This is a genomic window from Streptomyces sp. NPDC090108 (genome assembly GCF_044747185.1).
GTDB lineage: Bacteria > Actinomycetota > Actinomycetes > Streptomycetales > Streptomycetaceae > Streptomyces.
Genome location: NZ_JBIVDQ010000003.1, coordinates 674,437 through 692,458 on the forward strand (window position 1 = coordinate 674,437; position 18,022 = coordinate 692,458).

The 18,022-nt window shown below is 72.2% G+C and carries 13 protein-coding genes; 5 read left to right on the forward strand and 8 right to left on the reverse strand.

All coding sequences use genetic code 11. The features are described from left to right. Positions 1–77: 77 nt before the first annotated feature. From ACIPRD_RS13195 to ACIPRD_RS13215, 5 genes are all read right to left on the reverse strand, one after another. Positions 78–716, reverse strand: a complete 639-nt coding sequence (locus ACIPRD_RS13195; RefSeq protein WP_401562686.1) for an endonuclease — start codon at positions 714–716, stop codon at positions 78–80. 337 nt (positions 717–1,053) lie between these two features. Then, complete coding sequence (locus ACIPRD_RS13200; protein ID WP_401562687.1) at positions 1,054–2,049, reverse strand: MBL fold metallo-hydrolase; 996 nt, start codon at positions 2,047–2,049, stop codon at positions 1,054–1,056. Next, complete coding sequence (locus tag ACIPRD_RS13205; RefSeq protein WP_401562689.1) at positions 2,046–2,501, reverse strand: PaaI family thioesterase; 456 nt, start codon at positions 2,499–2,501, stop codon at positions 2,046–2,048. The genes ACIPRD_RS13200 and ACIPRD_RS13205 overlap by 4 nt, the downstream gene beginning before the upstream one ends. A gap of 120 nt (positions 2,502–2,621) precedes the next feature. Continuing rightward, on the reverse strand, positions 2,622–3,281 hold the full coding sequence (locus ACIPRD_RS13210) for a histidine phosphatase family protein (RefSeq protein ID WP_401562691.1): 660 nt from the start codon (positions 3,279–3,281) through the stop codon (positions 2,622–2,624). Between the two features lie 161 nt (positions 3,282–3,442). Beyond that, positions 3,443–3,886 (reverse strand): hypothetical protein, encoded by a 444-nt coding sequence (locus ACIPRD_RS13215; protein ID WP_401562693.1) that lies wholly within the window; start codon positions 3,884–3,886, stop codon positions 3,443–3,445. A gap of 351 nt (positions 3,887–4,237) precedes the next feature. On the opposite strand from ACIPRD_RS13215, the gene ACIPRD_RS13220 reads away from it, so the two are divergent. The 4 genes from ACIPRD_RS13220 to ACIPRD_RS13235 all read left to right on the forward strand — a co-directional run bounded on the left by ACIPRD_RS13220 (position 4,238) and on the right by ACIPRD_RS13235 (position 12,112). After that, positions 4,238–4,549: a hypothetical protein gene (locus ACIPRD_RS13220; protein ID WP_401562695.1), complete on the forward strand. Its 312-nt coding sequence runs from the start codon at positions 4,238–4,240 to the stop codon at positions 4,547–4,549. A 530-nt stretch (positions 4,550–5,079) separates the two neighbouring features. Further along, positions 5,080–7,296 carry a TIGR03767 family metallophosphoesterase gene (locus ACIPRD_RS13225; RefSeq protein ID WP_401562696.1) on the forward strand — a complete coding sequence of 739 codons (2,217 nt, stop codon included), beginning with the start codon at positions 5,080–5,082 and terminating at the stop codon, positions 7,294–7,296. 347 nt (positions 7,297–7,643) lie between these two features. Further along, entirely contained in the window at positions 7,644–9,167 is a 1,524-nt protein-coding gene (locus tag ACIPRD_RS13230) for a DUF4041 domain-containing protein (RefSeq protein WP_401562698.1), read from the forward strand. A gap of 185 nt (positions 9,168–9,352) precedes the next feature. Beyond that, positions 9,353–12,112 (forward strand): ABC transporter substrate-binding protein, encoded by a 2,760-nt coding sequence (locus ACIPRD_RS13235; RefSeq protein WP_401562700.1) that lies wholly within the window; start codon positions 9,353–9,355, stop codon positions 12,110–12,112. A 171-nt stretch (positions 12,113–12,283) separates the two neighbouring features. On the opposite strand, the gene ACIPRD_RS13240 is transcribed toward ACIPRD_RS13235, so the two are convergent. After that, positions 12,284–13,678, reverse strand: a complete 1,395-nt coding sequence (locus ACIPRD_RS13240) for a HEAT repeat domain-containing protein (RefSeq protein WP_401562702.1) — start codon at positions 13,676–13,678, stop codon at positions 12,284–12,286. 244 nt (positions 13,679–13,922) lie between these two features. Here ACIPRD_RS13240 and ACIPRD_RS13245 point away from each other — a divergent pair, with 244 nt between their 5' ends. Continuing rightward, on the forward strand, positions 13,923–15,539 hold the full coding sequence (locus tag ACIPRD_RS13245; RefSeq protein WP_401562703.1) for a hypothetical protein: 1,617 nt from the start codon (positions 13,923–13,925) through the stop codon (positions 15,537–15,539). A gap of 97 nt (positions 15,540–15,636) precedes the next feature. Here the strand turns inward: ACIPRD_RS13245 and ACIPRD_RS13250 are convergent, their stop codons facing one another. Then, the gene (locus tag ACIPRD_RS13250) at positions 15,637–16,896 is read right to left on the reverse strand and encodes an oxygenase MpaB family protein (protein WP_401562704.1); all 1,260 of its coding nucleotides are present in this window, start codon (positions 16,894–16,896) and stop codon (positions 15,637–15,639) included. A gap of 237 nt (positions 16,897–17,133) precedes the next feature. Further along, complete coding sequence (locus ACIPRD_RS13255; protein WP_401562705.1) at positions 17,134–17,988, reverse strand: ketose-bisphosphate aldolase; 855 nt, start codon at positions 17,986–17,988, stop codon at positions 17,134–17,136. Positions 17,989–18,022 lie beyond the last annotated feature (34 nt).

Genomic DNA, 18,022 nt, shown 5'->3' on the forward strand with positions numbered 1-18,022 from the left:
GGCGCCGGGCCGAGCGCGCGGCGGCCGGGGCGACCCGTCGCGCGACCGGGGTCAGGAAAGGACGGAAGTCCCATCGCCTACTCCTCTCGCAACTCCTCGACCCCTCCCTTGGACAGACCGACCCGCACGAGAGCCGCGGCGAACCGGGCGATGTCGTCTCCCGGCACGAGCGCGGCAAGACCCCGCGGGGTGTGCGGGAGACCGAGTCCGGCGGCGGTCGTACACGCCCGTTCACCGAAGAACGGACGCACCTCGGGCCAGACCGCCTGGACCTCGCGGCAGAAGATGTCCGCGCCCACCGGGCCGATCCGGGGCATCTCCCGCAGCAGCTCGCACAGGCGTGGCACGTCGCCCGAGGCCTGTTCGCGGAGTTTCCTGAGGTCGCCGTGGTACTTGCCGATCACCAGTTCCGCCCCGTCGCCCAGCGCGGTCGCGGTGCTCTCGTCGTACCGGACGTAGTGCGCGCGGCCGAGGAGCACCACGCGCTCCCGGTGGGTCGACCCCGCCATCGCGCGGGGTGTGCGCAGTCCGGCTCCGAACAGTTCCCTGGCCGCGGACGTCGCCACCTCCGCCTTGATCCGGGTGGAGCACAGGACGGTCATCACGAGGAGCTGATAGAGGGGAGCCGGCTCGTCCCGGAGCGTGATCCCCGCCTCCTCGGCGTAGGTCCGCCCGAACTCGCCGAGCAGCCGGGCGACGACCGTCTCGCGTTCCATAGGAGCGCTCCTTCCGCTCCCCCCTCCCCCATTCTCGCGCCGGACACCGGTCGCTTCTCGCGCCGGACGCCGGTCGCTTTCTCGGGCCCGACGCCGGTCCCTTTCTCGGGCCGGACACCCGGGCCGCCGGACCCGGCGCGCCGGATGACCGGGTGCGGCGCGGGGCCCGGGGGGCGGGGCCGGGGGGCGGCACGATCGGCGGCGACGACCCGACGACGGTCGGCGGGGCAGCGGGCAGCGGGCAGCGGGCAGCGGGCAGCGGGCAGCGGGCAGCGGGCAGCGGGCAGCGGGCAGCGGGCAGCGGGCAGCGGGCAGCGGGCGAGATTACCGCGTCCGGTCAGCGCGGATCCGGTGCCGGCCAGTCGCGGGGGTACGGGACGCGCAGCGCATCCGGGGTGACCGGGGTGTGCGCGGCGGCCGCGTGCAGTCGTCCGTCACTCAGGACGACGGCGCCGCTCCCGAGCATCGTGCCGATCAGCTCGGCGGCGAGTGTCTCGGGGGTGCGGCCCAGCAGCCGTGCCGCGTCCGTCAGCCACGCTCGCGCGTGAAGGTACGTCTCGGCCTCGCCCGCCGGGATCCCATCACGGATCATCAGGGCGAAGGCGAAGATCCTGCGGGCCCCGTACCAGACGGCCCCCTCCGGGTCGTCGACCAGGCGCTGGGCGCGGCGCAGCGCCGCGGAGAAGGCCGCGCGGGGGTCGGCGGGGATCGGACCGTGGGAGGGAAGGATCACCCGGGGGTCGAGGTCGGCGATCCGTTTCAGGGAGGCGAGGGCCGTGCCGGCGGCGTCGGGGCCGTCCAGAGCAAGGTCGACCCAGCCCACGTCGTAGTCCGACAGCGCGTCCCCGGCCACGAGGATCCGCTCCTCGGGCTGCCACAGCGCCAGGTGACCGGGAGTGTGGCCCGGGGTGCGTACGACCTCCCAGTCGGTGTCACCGAGCCGCAGGATCTGGCCGTCGTCGAGCGGGATGTCGACCGTGTACGGGGCGACGGGCTGGTCGAGGTACTCCGCGGCGCAGCAGCCCGGGTCCCTGCGGGCGACGGCCTCGGCCTCCGGGGCGCCCGCGGCGACGGCGGCGCCCCTCGCCCTGAGGAGCGCGTTGCCGCCGACGTGGTCGGAGTGCCAGTGCGTGTTCACCACCAGGCCGACGGGCCCGGCCTGCGCGTGCGCCCACTCCGCCGTCAGTTCGGCGTGGCCCACGAACCCGCTGTCGACCAGCGCCGGTCGGCTGCCGTGCAGCAGAAGGAGGTTGGCGTCGGGGAACGGCCTCTCCCGCCAGGTCAGCCAGGACGGCAGCGATTGCGGCGGCTGCGGCTGCGGCTGCGGGCTCACCGTTCGGTCCTGTTGACGCGGATGAGCGTCTGCTGTCCGGCTGCAACGAGCGTGTGCCGGTCGTCCTGGACGCCGAACACCTCCAACTGGCAGACGGTCAGGGTCCGTCCGGACTTCACGACGGTTCCGACCGCCTCGATGCGGTCACCCACGGCCGGCGCGAGAAGGTTGATCTTGTACTCGACGGTGAGGACGTCCGTGTCCTCGGGGAACAGGGTGAAGGCGGCGTAGCCGCCGGCGCTGTCCGCGACGGCGCTGGTGGCTCCGGCGTGGAAGTAGCCGTTCTGCTGGGTCACTTCGGGCCGGTGAGGGAGCACGATCCGCACGCGTCCGGGGGCGATGTGGGTGATCCGTGCGCCGAGATGACTCATCAGACCCTGCCGCTCGAAGCTCTCCAGGATCCGCTTCCGCACGTCGGCGTCGGCCTGTTCGTACTGCTTCTCGTCTTCCACGCGGTCTCCCTTCGGCGGGCGTCGCCTTCCGGCGCGTCCCGAAGCGTACGACTCCCGGTTGACTCCCGGCGCTCGCGCCCCTTGCGTCGATCCGGGCTCCGGCCCCTCCCCCCGGTGGGGTCAGCGGTAGGTGAGCAGCCGGCGCCGGTCGCCGGTGAAGTGGGCGTGGTCGTTGAAGGTCAGCAGGCTGGTGCCGGAACCACCGACGACGAGCGTGGTGACGGCCGCGTTGACCGTGACCCGGTTGAGGGCGACGACTCCGGCGGCCGGGAGCGACAGCAGGGCACCGCAGAGCGCGGCGAGGACACCGCCCGAGGTGACGACGACCGCGTCACGCCCCTGTCCGAGCGCGGCGGACAGCTCGGCCAGCGCGGCCGAGGTCCCGTTCGCGAAGGCCGCCCAGCCGGCGGAGCCGTCCGCGTCCGGGTCCGTGATCCACTTCTCCAGCGCCTCGTCGAGCAGGCCCTGGACGGCGCGTGAGTCCGCCTGCGCCTCGGGGTCCGGTGCGGTGTAGCGGGCCAGTACGGCGACGTGGTCGTACTCGTTCCAGCGCGGGTCCTCCTGCGGGGTCCCCTTGAACCCGGCCGTCTCCGCGAGGAGCCGGGCCGTGTCGCGCTGGCGGTTGAGGGTGCCGGTGACGAGATGCGGTTCGCGCAGACCACGCCGCCCGAGCTCGCGGCCGACGGCCTGGGCCTGCTCCCGCCCCAGGGCGGACAGCACGTCGTAGTCCTCCGCCCCGAACGACGCCTGTCCGTGACGGACCAGCGAGATGAGTGGCATACGAGAGTCCCCACGTCGGTTGCCGGTACGGCCGATCGTCGAACGGCGTCGGTGATCAACATAGTTGACCGCGATCAGGCGGAGAAGGAAGAACAACATCCGCCCGCCGCAGCCCGGCCGGGTCCTCCGCCGGATGAGGGTTCCCGCTTCCGCGCTCCGGCCTATGGCTTCCGGGCTCCTGGTTCGGAGACCGCCCACGCAGCGGGCGAGAGAGCGTCTGGTCCAGCCTCCACAGGATCCGTGTCTTCCTGATGAGCCTCCACCCGCGTCACGATGAGGACTTCGCACGCCAGCTCACGTGCGCGTTCCCACCCCGCGTCGGTGGACAGTGCCTCCCCCGACCACCTGTCGGCGCCCGTGTCCTGGGTCATCCCGTCGAAGACTTCGTCGATCATCCGCAGCAAGGCCAGCGCTCCTTGACCGATCTGCCCGTCCTCGACGAGCCGCTCGGCGAGCCGGAACGCGTCGTCGAAGTACAGGGCGATCTCGTCCGGCTCCACGCCGGCCTGGTGCAGCCACGCCATCTGGACCGAGGGAGCCGCCGCGACCAGCACCACGGACTCGATCAACATGCGGCGGTGGGCGGACGGGCGGGACCTCTCCATGAGGTCATCATGGCACCGGTCCACAAACCGCTTTCGCAGGCGGAGTCGGGATGGTGACGTACAGCCCTCACTGGTGCGGTGCCGTGACGGCGGAGAGGAGCGGGTGGCGGTGGAACGCCCCTTGGCAGAGTTGCAGGAGGGTGAGTACCACCAGGTCTGGGGCCGTTTCGACACGGAGTTCGGCTTTCGTCCCAGTACGGGTTTCATCCAGCGGCCCGGGACCAAGGAGCCTGATATTCGCGGCACCCGGTCCCGCAGGAACTCGGGCCCGTGACAGGCCGACGCAGCACACCGCCGCGACGGTGACGCGGCGACCGGAGCACGGACGGAAGTCGATGACAGGATGACCTCGTGGACCTTGCCCGCATCGCAGCAGAGACCGCGGCCTACTACCGGGCACTGGACGAAAGTGCCACCGTGCGGCTGCACTTCCGTCACGCCGATGAGGAGGGCGGCCTCTGGTTCGTCGAGGCCGTACCCGACGGCGACGAGCTGATCGTCGTCAAACAGGCCGAACTCACCGCGACCGGCAGCCTCCACAGGTACAGCTGGGCCCATCTGGAAGACCGGCACGGCGGCCTGACGGACCAGGCCGTCGAACCCGACGTGGACCCGCTGGAGGCCATCACCGCCGAGGAGTTCGGGCGGGTCTGGACCAGGTGAGCGCTCAAGGCGAGTCCAGGGGGCCGCGCCCCGCCTCTTGCCGCACCCGGCTCCCGTACCCCACTCTTGGCGAGGTTCGCGGCCGGTGATCGGGAACAGGACGCCGGCCGTCCTGACCACCCACGCTTCAGCTCGGCCCAGGGGAGATCCAGTGCCGTACCGGCCTGTGCCACGGTCCGCAGCGCTCGTGTCCGGCCCCTCTCGCGCCGGGCGGCCCCGCCCTCATGCCCCGGCCGCCCTGCGGCACAGCGCCACTGCCGCAGGCGCTTCAGCCGCTCCGGGCGAACCGCGCAACGCACCGCCTCCGGCGACCCGGCGCACCGGCGGCCAGCACAGCTCCCTCGGCGACCCGGGCCGACGCGCCCACCGCCGCCCGAGCTGAACCCACCGCCCAGCCTCACGCACACGCACACGACCCCGCACCCGCACCCGCACCCGCACGACCCTCGAACCCACTCCCCGGACCCACCCCGCCCCCACCCTCGAATTGAACGGGACACGACATGACTCTCTCCCGGCGAAGACTCCTCATGGCAGCAGCCACCAGCGTGGTCGCCGCGGCCATCGACGTCGGCGGACCGCGCACCACCGCAAACGCCGCCCCCATGGCAGCCGCGGGCCAGACCGCCGCGACTTCCGGTTCCGCCTTCGGCCTCACCACCGCGGACGTGACCGTGCAGCGCGGGCCGGACCTGGGCGAGGGCTACCACGGCATCGTCGCGGGCCCCGGCGAGCCCCACATCGTCCGCCGGGATCTCGCGGGGTCCGCGACCGCCCAGGTCACCCGGTCGCTGACCGCGTTCGCGCAGATGTCGGACCTGCACATCGTCGACGACCAGTCACCCCTGCGCGTGGAGTGCCTCGACCGGCTCGCGGACTTCGGCGCCCCGCACTACAACTCCTACCCGACCGCGTCCGCCTACCGGGCCCACGAGTTCCTGTCGACGCACTCCACCGACGCGATGTGCCGGGCCCTCAGAGCGGTCGGCCGGGGCCCGCGCACCGGCGCACCGCTGGCCTTCACCGTGGTCACCGGTGACGCGGTCGACAACTGCCAGTACAACGAGACGCGTTGGTACATCGGCCTCCTCGACGGCAGCACGGTCCGCCCCGACTCCGGCGACCTCACCAAGGACGAGAGCGTGTCGAGCGGCGCGTTCGGTCCGGACGTCAACTACTGGCATCCCGAGGCGCGTCAGAACCCGCCGGACAACAACGACCTCAAGGGCTTCCCGGTGGTCCCCGGACTGCTGGCCTCGGCCCGCGGACCGTACACCGCCACCGGCCTCGGCATGCCGTGGTACGCCGCCTTCGGCAACCACGACGCGATGGTGCAGGGCAACATCCCGCCCGACGCGCTGCCCTTCGACCCGCTCAAGAGCATCGCCACCGGTTCGACCAAGCTGACGCAGGTGACCGGCGTTCCGGACGTCTTCGACTACACGGACCCGTCGTACTACATCGAGTTTCTCGAGGACATCATCACGGGGGACTTCACCCTCAAGACCTCCACGGTGACGAAGGACGCGGGCCGCCGGCTGCTGTCCCGGCAGGAGTTCATCGCCGAGCACTTCAGCACCACCGGGCTGCCGGCCGGCCACGGATTCTCCTCCGGCAGCGACAAGGCGTACTACGCGATACCGTCCGGAGCGAACGACCTCGTCAGGTTCCTGGTCCTGGACACCACCAACGAGAGCGGGGGCGCCGACGGCGCGCTCGACCAGGACCAGTGGAACTGGCTCCAGAACCAGCTGAAGGCCAACAGCTCCCGGTACGAACTCGACGACTCCGACGGCACCCGGCCGCGCACGGTCGTCACTCAACCCGGCGTCACGGACAAGCTGTTCGTCGTCTTCTGCCATCACACCATCGCCTCGATGGGCAACACGGACGACGACCACCCGTACGACGGCGACGACCTGCGCGATCTGCTGCTCCGCTTCCCCAACGTGATCCTCATGGTCGACGGCCACACCCACGCCAACGACATCACCCCGCACGCGCCCGCGTTCCCCTCCACCCTCGGCAAGGGCTTCTGGGAGGTGAACACCGCCTCGCACATCGACTGGCCGATCCAGAGCCGCGTCCTGGAGATCGCCGAGGGCGGCGGCCTGCTGTCCGTCTTCACCACCATGGTCGACGTAGACGCTCCGCTGTCGGCGGGCGGCGACACCGGCACTCCCGGTGCGCTCGCCTCCCTGGCGCGGGAACTCGCCGCCAACGACCCGCAGGAGGTGGCCCGGGGAATCGACATCCGCCGCGGCAGCCCCGAACTCCGCAACACCCAGCTGCTCATCCCCGCACCCTTCACCCTCCCGTCCGCCGCCGGCACCCCGCTCCCCGGCGCCTGCTGGCCCGTGGTCCAGCAGGGACAGAGCGGCGAGCGGGTCAGGACGCTCCAGTACCTGCTGAACGCCCGGGGCGCGAGCCTGACCGTGGACGGCGTCTTCGGTACGGCGACCGCGACGGCCCTGCGTTCCTTCCAGACCCGGATCGCCCTGCCCGCCGACGGCGTCGCCGGCGCCTCCACCTGGCAGGCGCTGGTCCTCACGGTGCAGCAGGGCGGCACCGGGGCGGCGGTGTCGGCGGTCCAGAGCCAGTTGAAGGCGCACGGGGCGGCTCTGGCCGTGGACGGCGTCTTCGGCACCCTCACGGCCTCCGCCCTGCGGTCGTTCCAGAGCGGCCACGGACTCACGGCCGACGGCATCGTGCGTCCACCCACCTGGCAGGCGCTCCTCACCTCGTGACACCGGGTGGCGGGTGGCGGGTGGCGCAGCCGTACACCGGCCACCCCCTGCCACCCGCCGTCCACCCCTCCCCCGGTCACGAAATGATCACGAGGAGGCATATGCGGCCGACCCCTGTGACGGGGCGACCGCAGAATGTCACTCCGCGCACCGCCGGGTTCGCCCGGCGGCCCGTGCACCGGAAGACGCCTCAGGGGCGAGGGGGCTGGGACATGACCGCGTACCGCTTCAATCCTCCGCCGGGATGGCCCGTGCCACCTGCGGGTTGGGCACCGCCGCCGGACTGGCGGCCCGATCCGTCGTGGCCCCCGGTCCCGGCGGGATGGCAGCTGTGGATCCCGGAGGGCGTGCCCGCCACGGACACCCGAGGGGCGGGCATCGCCCCAGGCGCCCCCACGGCGCACGCCGCGACCGACCCCGGGAACGCGGCGTCCGTGCCGCAACCTCGCAGGGGCGGACTCTTCGGGCGCCGGCGTTCGGATGCCGCCTCCGAGGCCGAGGAGCTGCGGGCCTGGATCACCGGCACCCAGGGTCTCGATGCCGCGCGGGTCGCCGATCTCGTACGACGGACCGAGGCCGAGGCGGCGGCGCTGCGCGAGAAGGCGTCCTCCGAGGCCGCTGCCGAGGCGGCGGGGATCCTCAAGGACGCGCGCGACACCGCGAAGGAGATCCTGGACGACGCGCGCCGCACGGCGGAGGAGACCGAGCGGACGCGCACGGAGGCCGAACGCCACCGCAAGGACGTGTTCGACGCCGACCGCCGGCTCGCCGGCCTCCAGGCACGGATCGTCACCGCCGACGAGACCGCCATGCTGCAGGAGGCGGGCATCTACGCCTACCGGCACGCGCTGCACGACGCGATCGCCTACCGGAGCCGGATCGGCACCCTCCAGGAGGAGATCAAGACGCTGGCCCGCGCGGGACGGGCCGTCCAGGCGGCCACCGACTGGACGGTCAACGGCTCCGAGCGCGAGGGCCGGAAGATGGTCCGTGACTTCTCCAAGCTCATGCTCCGCGCCTACAACGCCGAGGCCGACTACGCGGTGCGGACCATGCGCCCCCACCGGCTGGCCTCTCTCGTCGACCGCCTCTACAAGAGCCGCGAGACGATCGCCAGACTCGGCGCGACCATGCACATCCGCATCACCGACGAGTACCACAACGTGCGGGTACGGGAGTTGGAGCTCACCGCCGACTGGCAGCGGAAGAAGGACGAGGAGAAGGAGGCCCAGCGCGAGGCCCGGGCCCGGGAACGCGAGGAAGCGGCCGTACAGCGGGAGCTCGACCGGCAGCGGGAGAAGCTCGACAAGGAACTCGGGCACTACCAGGCGGCGCTCGACCGCCTGCGCGAGCGCGGTGACGAGGCGGCGGTCGAGGAGATGCGGGCCAAGCTGGCCGAGATCGAGGAGGCGCTGCAGGACGTGGAGTCCCGCGCGGCGAACGTCCGCACGGGCTATGTGTACGTCATCTCGAACATCGGCGCCTTCGGCGACCGCATGGTGAAGATCGGCATGACACGGCGACTCGAACCGCAGGACCGGATCTACGAGTTGAGCGGTGCCGCGGTGCCCTTCCGCTTCGACGTGCACGCGTTGATCTTCAGCAAGGACGCGGTGGGCCTGGAGACCGAGCTGCACCGGCAGTTCGCGTCCCGGCGGGTCAACCAGGTGAACAGCCGCAAGGAGTTCTTCTACGCGACCCCGGCGGAGGTGCGCGACGCGCTGCAGCGGTTCGCGGGACAGCATCTGATCGAATTCACCGAGGAGGCCCAGGCACTGGAGTGGCGCGCGGGCCGGCAGCCCGGTGGAACGGGCGGGACCGGTGGGACCGGTGGGACCGGTGCGCCGACAGCCGGCACCGGTGGGGCCTGACCCTGCCGCCGACAACCCCGAAGTGACAAGTCACGTCGTAAAAAGACACAAGAGGAGTGCGGTTGAGCATTTTGCGCGAAATGGCTTGACGGTCCGGACACCATCAGTACTCTCCCCCCTCATTGCACGAAAAGCGCGGGGGCGGTCGACCCGGCCCGCGCCGGGGGACCTGAGGGGGATCTTCCATGGCCGTACCCCACCGCGCGCCGAGCGGCTTTCCGGATGACGAGGGGGCCGACGACTTCGTCCGGGAGTTCCGGCAGGCGGTGGTGCCCGCCGAACGCGAATCGCTGTCGCACACACCGCCGTTGGTGATTCTGGACGTCGGGAGCGAGGGCACCGAGTACGACATCCGCGTACGGCGGATCATCGGCGCGCTGGAGGGCGCGCTGCGCGGCCAGCAGGACGTGAAGCTGGTGCCGTACGCCCTGCCCACGGCGGAGGAGGGATCCGACCTGCTCACCGGGGCGGCGGCCCGGGGACTGGGGCTCGGCCCGCCCAAGCACATGACGCCGGACCGGCTGCCCGGCTTCTGGCCGCTCTGGGACTCCATCGGTTACATCAGGGAGCACGCGCCGGAGCGCCAGGCGCCCGGCGCCGATGTCCTGCGCGACCACGCGCACGCGCAGTTGCGCACCCATCGCCGGCAGCGGCGCGAGGGCCGGCTCCAGGTGTTCCTCTGGGCGCTCGGAGGCGCGGAGTCGCCCCCGGTGGGCGGGATCCGCGGCTGGCTGCTCGGCTCCCTGTGGCACGGCATCACCCGGACCTTCCCCCGATGGTGCTGGGAGCGGGGCAAGACCCGCAGGCTGGTGCGGTCGCCGCGGTTGTTCCGGCAGGCCCGGCAGCGCTGGCTCGGCAGGACGCTGGGGATGTCCGGGGACACCGAGACCCTGTTCGCCGTGATGGACGAGGTCGCCGACCGGCAGATGTCGCGGCTGGTGCTGCCGGAGGACCATCCCCGGCACAAGGAGTCGCTGTTCGCCCTGGAACAGCTGCTCACGCGCGCCCTGCTGGAGGACCTGAGAACTCCCGCGGTCGGCCGGACGCGGCCCATGCGGCGCCGCCGTACCGCACGCCCCGTCCTGCTGGTGCCGCTGCCCCGTCAGGGAAGGCCGGGGACCGAGGCGGTGGAGCGGTTCCTGCGCGCCTTTCAGCGGGAGCGCGACAACACGTCCGGCGCCCCGGGCCCCCTGGTCATCGCCGTCGGCCGGCCGTCGGAGGGGCTGCTGCGGGACCTGGGAGAGCCGTCGGGGAGCAGCCTCACCCAGGCGGGCCGGCTGCTGCACCAGCCCGGCCCCGACGCGATCCTGGTGCGTCTGAGGGACGAGCCCTTCACCAGGGACGGTCTGCACGTCCGCCCGACGTCGCCGACGACATACCGCGTCGGCGGGCGCGCCGTGACCGCGGGTGTGGCCGGCGGGACCGCACTGGCCGTGGGGCTCGCCGGGCTCGCCGGCGTAGTCCTCCTCACCCCGCACGAGCGGGTGTCCACCAAGTGCGTCGCCGGTGACACGCCGGTCGCCGGCAGCAAGTACGACACGCCGCTCCCGCTGCACCCCAAGCAGTGGTACGACGCCACGCTCGCCGAGATCCGGGCGCAGAACAAACGGGCCGAGGGCTTCGCGGCACAGCACAAGACCGTCCGTACTGTCGTCGTGTTCTCCTCGAACGCCCCGACCTCGGAGACGGACACCCTGTTCGACGGGACCATTCCGGAGTTGCGCGGGATCGCCCTGTGGCAGCTGAAGCTGAACGACGACGCGGTCTCCGACGACTCGCGCGTACCGCTCCGGGTGGACGTGCGCCCGACCGGCAAGAACTTCGTGAACGCCGCGAAGATGGCCCAGGAACTCGCCGACCAGGTCGCGCAGGGGACGCCGGAGAAGAACGGCAAGGACTACGAGAAGGTGATCGGGGTCCTCGGCTTCGCCCAGAGCAAGGAGTCGACCCGCAGCGCCCTGAAGATCCTCGAGAAGGCCGACCTCCCCGTGATCGGCACCACCGCCACCGCCGACGAGATGCTCGTCAGCGCCGACTACTGGCCGTTCACCCCGCTCAACAGCACCGAGGCACGGATCGAGGCGAACTTCGCGAGCGGTTCCCCGGTCGTGGCGCGCGCCTCCGGGGGCTGCGAGCCGGCCAAGCAGGCCGTGGTCGTGCAGAGTTCGGCGGATCTGTACAGCAAGAGCCTGGCGAGCAGGTTCCTCGGGGATTTCCACGGCACCACGCAGCTCGTCAACTTCTCCCAGGAGGGCGACTTCACCGACGCGCCGGCGGGCACGCCGAAGGTAAAGAGCGCGCACGATCTCGCCGCCACGGTGTGCGACGCCCTGCGCGGCTCCACGCCGACCGTCGTGTACTGGACCGCGCGCGCCCGTGACTTCGTCGCCTTCGTCAACGCGCTGGACACCCAGGGCACTTGTACGCACCGGGACATCACGATGCTGGGCGGGAACGAGCTCACGAACGTGGCCCTCACCGGCGAGTTCAACGACAAGAACTGGCTGCGGCTGTACTACTCCGCGCACCGGCTGCCCGCCGCGGACAAGAAGGCCGACGACAAGACGAAGCAGTTCACCACGGCGTACGACCTGTTCGTGCCCGGTCCCGCGGCCGCCGACCCCTGGCGCGACGACGGCCACTCCGCGGTGTCCTACGACGCCTTCCACGTACTGTCCCGGGCCGCCGACATGGCTCTGTCCGGCCAGGGCGGTGTCGACCCCAACGCCATGCTCACGGCGCTCAGGAGCGGGATCACCTTCGACGGGGCGACCGGCTACGTGTCGTACGGCGAGGGCAGCAACATGCCGCCGCGCGACAAGACCCTGGTCCTGCTGCGCCAGTCGGAGAAGGGCCCCAAGGAAGCGCTGGCGTGCGGCGCCTACCGGCAGGGGCTGAAGGCCAAGGACAAGGACGCCGTTTGCACCGACAAGGGGACCGGCTGACGGCCCCGGGGCGCGGGGGAAGCCGGTGTCCCGCTGCCCGGCGTGCCATCGTGTCGTGTCCGGCGGTGAGGCGGACTGCCGTGCGTGCGGGACGAGCCCGGCCCACCGGTCCTGACCCCGGGACCGGTCGCGGCGCTCCCCCGCGCCCCCACCCGTGTCCGCTTCCCGTCCTCACCCGGCGGGGTCGTCGGGGCGGGCGCTCACGCCGGACAGTGTCCACTCGGCCGGCGGACGCCGGTTCCGCTCCCGCCACCGCCAAAGCGCCCTGACCCGGTGGTCCTCCTCGAAGTCCCTCTCCAGTGGGCCCACCCGCTCGATCGCCCCGGCGGTGCGCGGGTCGTCCCGCAGGGCCAGGCCGTAGGCGGCCTCCAGGCGCAGGAGCGGGCTGTCGTCGTCGAGCAGCGCGGCCAGGGCGTCGGCGACGGCGGGCGTACGGTCCCTGGAGCCGGACAGCGCCGTCGCGGCGTCGTACCGCACTTCGCTGTCCGTGTCGGCGGTGAGCGACAGCAGGGTCCGGGTGACCTCGGAGAGCTGGGCGTCGTCCCGCGAGCACGCCGCGCAGGCTCCGAGTCTGACCCGGGCGTCCGCGTCGTGCATGAGGGTGAGCAGGACGTCCCTGGCGGCAGGGGTACGCGCGCCCTCGTCCTCGCCGAGGGCTGCGGGCACCTCGCGGCGTACCCGCGGGTCGGGATGGCCCGCGTGGCGAAGGGCGACGGCTTCCCGGTCCGGGTGGTCATGTCCGGCGAACGCCTCCAGCACCTTCGCGAGTACCTCCCCGTCCGTCTCCTCCGCCGCCCACAAGGCCAGGAGTCCGGCCTCCTTCTCCTCGTGACCGTGACGGAGGCCGAGCAGTGCTCGCGTGTTCAGGTGGTCCGCCACGAACAGACGGCGTGCGCGGTCGGGGGCGTGCCGGAAGGCCACCACGGCGGACCAGGTCTCGAAGCTGCGGCGCTCGGTGAGGGTCCAGCAGACCGCGGTCCAGTCGACGTGGGCGGAGTCCGGCCGCCCGACGGCCCGGGCGATCAGTTCGCCGACCGGGGTCAGCACGCGGAACGCCCACTCCAGCGAGGTCAGGACGGCCCCGTGCCCGGCCCGCACGGCGAGGCCCCCGAGCGAGACCTGCTCGACCCAGCCGTGCTCACCGTCCGCCACCCGGACGGTCGTGGCCGGCCCGGACGCACCCGTCCTGCGCCGCAACTCCTCGACGGGGCCCGCCTCGTGACGGCTCCGGGCCAGAGCGAGCAGACGTTCACGGGCCGGTTCGGGTATCCGCAGCCGGGGTTCGCGGCCCAGTACCGCCGAGAGGACGGCCGGTGAACCGCCGTCGACGGCACGCCACAGCGGCGTGGTCCCGTCCGGCAGCACGCTGTCGGGATCCGCGCCGCCGTCGACCAACGCCTCCGCGACCGGCACGTCGTACGCCGCCACGGCCTGACACAGCACCGGCAGCCCGTCCCCGCCCACGGTGTCCGGATCGGCACCTCTCTCCAGCAGATCGCGCACCGCCTCGGCGTTCCCCGCGCGTACCGCCGACCTCAGCAGATCGTCGACTCCGTCGTCGCCCATGTCCGGTCCCGTCCCTCCGCCCCGAAGACCGTTGCGGTCCTGACTCCTGAAACCCCCGCCCGACGGACCGGTCGCTCAAGGCAGTCGGCCGGCGGTCGTGTTCCGAAGGCTAGCCGCACGCGCCTGCGCACCGGCGGCGGCCGGTCAGGCGCGAGACGACCGGCCGAACTCCTCCGCAACGCCGCCTGTTTCAGGGATCGCGTGGGTAGCATCCCCGGCGAGACGTCCCCAGGGGGAGGCGAGCGTGCGCGCCGAGGATCTGACTCCGGTCGAACTCCGCGTCCGGGACGCGTTCTCGCGCGGCGAGAGGCTGGATCTGCGCACCGGTGATCCGGAGCACGACGATCCCGCCACAAGCGACGACTGGGGACCCGAACGCGTCGTCAGGGGAGCCGCGTTGACGTGGTTGCTCCTGGACGGCGCCGTCGCCGAACCGGGTCACGTCCCCGCGTTGCGTCTCGACGGTGCGCGCGTGGACGGTTCGCTGGAACTCGACTACGCCGAGATCCCGTACCGCGTCACCATGGACGGCTGCGACTTCCGGGGCCGGGTCACGCTGTACAGCGCGCGGACACGGCAGTTCAGCCTGAAGCGCTGCCGCCTCGTCCGGTTCTACGCCGCCAACGCCTCGGTCGACGGCACGTTGAGGGTCCGTGAGTCCCGGCTGGACGGTCTGCTCAAGCTGGACGGCATCCACATCACTGGCTCCCTGGATCTCGCCGGGAGCCGGCTGACCCACGCCGACGGCCCCGCCGTGAGCGCCAACCGGCTGCAGGTGGACGACGACGTGCGGATGAGCGACGGATTCACCGCCGAGGGCGAAGTGGACCTGCGCGGCGCCCGCGTCGGCGGCGTCCTGGACCTGAGCGACGCCCGGTTCTCGCATCCCGGACGCGAGGCGCTCAGAGCCGCACGGATCCACGCCGAGGGCGACATGATCTGCGACCGGCTCAGGATCTCGGGCGAGATCGGTCTTCCGGGTGCCAGGGTCGAGGGGGTCGTGCGCTTCTGGGGTGCACGGCTGAGCAACCCCGGCCGCAGGGTGCTGCACGGGTACCACCTGGAGGTCGGCACGAGCCTGCACCTCAACGACGACTGCGCGGTGGAAGGGACCATCGACCTCTCCGGGGCCAGGGTCGACGGCCGGATCACCTTGCGGGACGCGCGGATCAGCGCTCCGGACGGTGTCGCGCTCGCCCTGCCGCACGCCCAGGCGGAGGAGGTGGATCTGCGGATGAGCCGGCCTCCGCAAGGCGTGGTCGACCTGCGGCACGCCGTGCTGGGCGTCATCCGGGACACCCCGCGGACCTGGCCGGACGAGCTGCGGCTCGACGGTCTGCGTTACGGCCGGTTCGAGAACCCGCTGCCCCCGAGGCAGCGCGTACGGTGGCTGCTCCGGGACGGGTCCGGATACGCCCCGCAGCCGTTCGAGCAACTGGCCCTCTCCTACCGGTCCTTCGGCCATGACGACGACGCACGCACCGTCTCGCTGCTCAAGGAGCGCCTGCGGCGGAAGACCCTGCCCCGGTACGCCCGCGTCTGGGGTGCGGTCCAGGACGCCACGGTCGGCTACGGATACCGGCCCATGCGTGCGGGCCTCTGGCTGCTGGGGCTGCTGGTGTTCGGCTCCGTCGTCTTCGGCGTGCGGCATCCCACCCGCACCACGCGGGGAAGCACCGAGGTCTTCAACCCGGTGATCTTCACTCTCGATCACCTGCTGCCCGTCATCGGCCTCGGACAGGGAGAGGCGTTCACTCCGACACCCGGCACCCAGTGGATCGGCTACGTCCTCACCGGCTGCGGGTGGATCCTCGCGACCACGATCGTCACCGGCGTCACGCGTTCCCTGAACCGGCGCTAGACACTGCGAAGTTCTCTGTTGACGGACCGTCATATTCATCCAGACCCACGAGAACCGCCGCGCCCCGGCGCCACAGCCGACGCGACTGCGGTCGTCCTCAGAGAGGAAGCGCCCCGATCGCGCGGCGGCCTCCGTCGAAGAGCATGCGGTCGCGCTTGCGTCTGAACGCGGCACCCGCGCGGTCGAGTTGTCTGCGGCCGGGTTCGGAGTGGCCCAGGACGAGTGAGGCGACGAGGTTCTTGGCGACGACGGGCGGCACGGCCCACGGCAGCCTCACGGGCAGGCGGAGGTCCTCCATGCCTTCCCGGCCGAGCCAGTAGCGCAGCATGCTCAGCAGACGGGCTCGTGCGTACCGCGCGCGAAGCGCGTTCAGGCGGCCGCGATGCAGGTTCCCCTCCCCGTGGACGAGCGCCCCGGCCAGGGCGCCGCCCGCCGGCGTCTGACCGCCCTGGGCGAGGAGCACGTGGTAGTTGAAGACGTTCTGCTCGCGTTCGGTGTCGAACAGCCAGTCCTCGTCGACGCCCAGGAGATGGCCGACGTACTTCCACAGATGCATGACGGCGAGGGAGTCCTCGGCGCTCACCTGCCGGCCGAGGAAGCGGGCCCCGAGAAGCAGCGTGCTGCTGAACAGGCCCAGTGTGCCCGCCTGATCGCTCTGATTCACGGGCAGTCCCCAACGGCCCGTTTCCCAGCGTCCGTTGCGTTCGAAGCGGTCGTTGATCAGCGCGTGCATCACCCGCACGTGGACGGTGAGCCTGAATCCCTCCCCGCGGCGGAGCATCGCGCCCGGCTGGGCGACGGCATGCGTCCACGTCTCCGTCTCGCCCAGCCGCCTCATGGCCGTCGCACCCGACAGGCCGCCCGTCTCCGCCAGCAGGTCGGCCGGCCCGCCGAACCGGTATCCGCCGATCAGGGACAGTTGCAGCAGGACGTCCGCGGCCGTACGGCCCAGTCGCCGTACCACTCCGGCACCCCGCTCGATCAGGTCGGGATCGACCCAGTCGGGGATCTCGTCGACCTGGGCGAAGAACCGCGCCAGGGCGGCCGGTGCGTCGGGGACGGCCGCGATGCCCTCGTCGAGCGCCTTCCCGAACTGGGCCATGGTGACGCGTCCGGAGCCGGGGGCGCGCATGGCGTGGACCAGGGCCGCCCCCGGCTCGTCGCGGGCGTACATGCGCCGGCCGATCAGGTCGAGAAGCTCCTCGTCGACGTGGTCGACGCCGGCCACGTGCCGGAGCACCCTGCCGATCCGCAGACTGCGCTCCGGAGCGCCGCGGAAGCGCTCCGGGTACGGCGACGCGTCCCGCTCTCGCCGTTCGGCTCCGTGGAGCCGGCCGGGTCCCTGGAGTGAGGTCACGTATCGATGCTGGCACGACTGTTCACCCGCGTTCAATGCGTGCGGCGGTGCGCACATGGCCGGCCCGGCGCGGCGTCCCACGACGCGGACGCCAGGCCGGGCCCCTCACCTCGCCGGGCCTCTCACCTCGCCGGGCCTCTCACCGCGCCGCGCCCCGCACCGCGTCGAGTCCCTGACCGCGCCGGGCCCCTGACCGCGACGGATCGCCGCGCCGAGCCCCTCACCGGATCGGGTCCCTCACCTCGGCGTGGAACCGGACGTACCGGCGAACAGGGACAGCATCCGCTCGGCCTCGGCCGCGACGGCCTCGCGTCCGGCCCGCACATAGCGCCGGGAGTCGACCACGTCGGGCTGCGCGTCCAGCGCCTCGCGGATCGAACGGGTGAAGTGACCGTTGAGACGCGTGGAGACGTTGATCTTCGTCATGCCCGCGCGGATCGCCGCGGCGATCGTGCCGTCCGGCACACCGGACGAGCCGTGCAGCACCAGCGGCACGTCCAGCGCGGAACGCAGCCGCCCGATGAGGGCCAGGTCGAGTTCGGCGGTGCGTGTCGACATGGCGTGGGAGGAGCCGACCGCGACCGCGAGGGCGTCGACGCCCGTGGCGGCGACGAAGGCACGTGCCTCACCGGGATCGGTGCGCACGCCGGGTGCGTGGGCGCCGTCCTTGCCGCCGACCTTGCCGAGTTCGCCCTCCACGAAGACACCGGCGTCGTGGGCGCGCGCCGTCACGCGAGCGGTCACGGCCTCGTTCTCGTCGTAGGGCAGCGCAGCGCCGTCGAACATGACCGACCCGAAGCCGAGGGTGATCGCCTCGTCGACGAGTTCCTCGCGCTCGGCGTGGTCGAGGTGCACGGCGACGGGCACGGTCGCGGCGCGGGCGGCGGCCAGGGTGGCGAGGCCGATCGGTTCGAGGCCGCCGTGGTAGTCGGCGCAGTTCTGGGAGATCTGCAGGATCACGGGCAGGCGCGCGTTCTCCGCGGCGGCGACGAGCGCCTCGGCGGTCTCGAGGTGGATGACGTTGAACGCCCCGATCCCCGTGCGCGCGACAGCGGCGGATCGGACGAGGTCGGCGGCGAGGACGAGGGGCATGCGGACTCCAAGCGGTCGGGGGCGATGCCTCGCG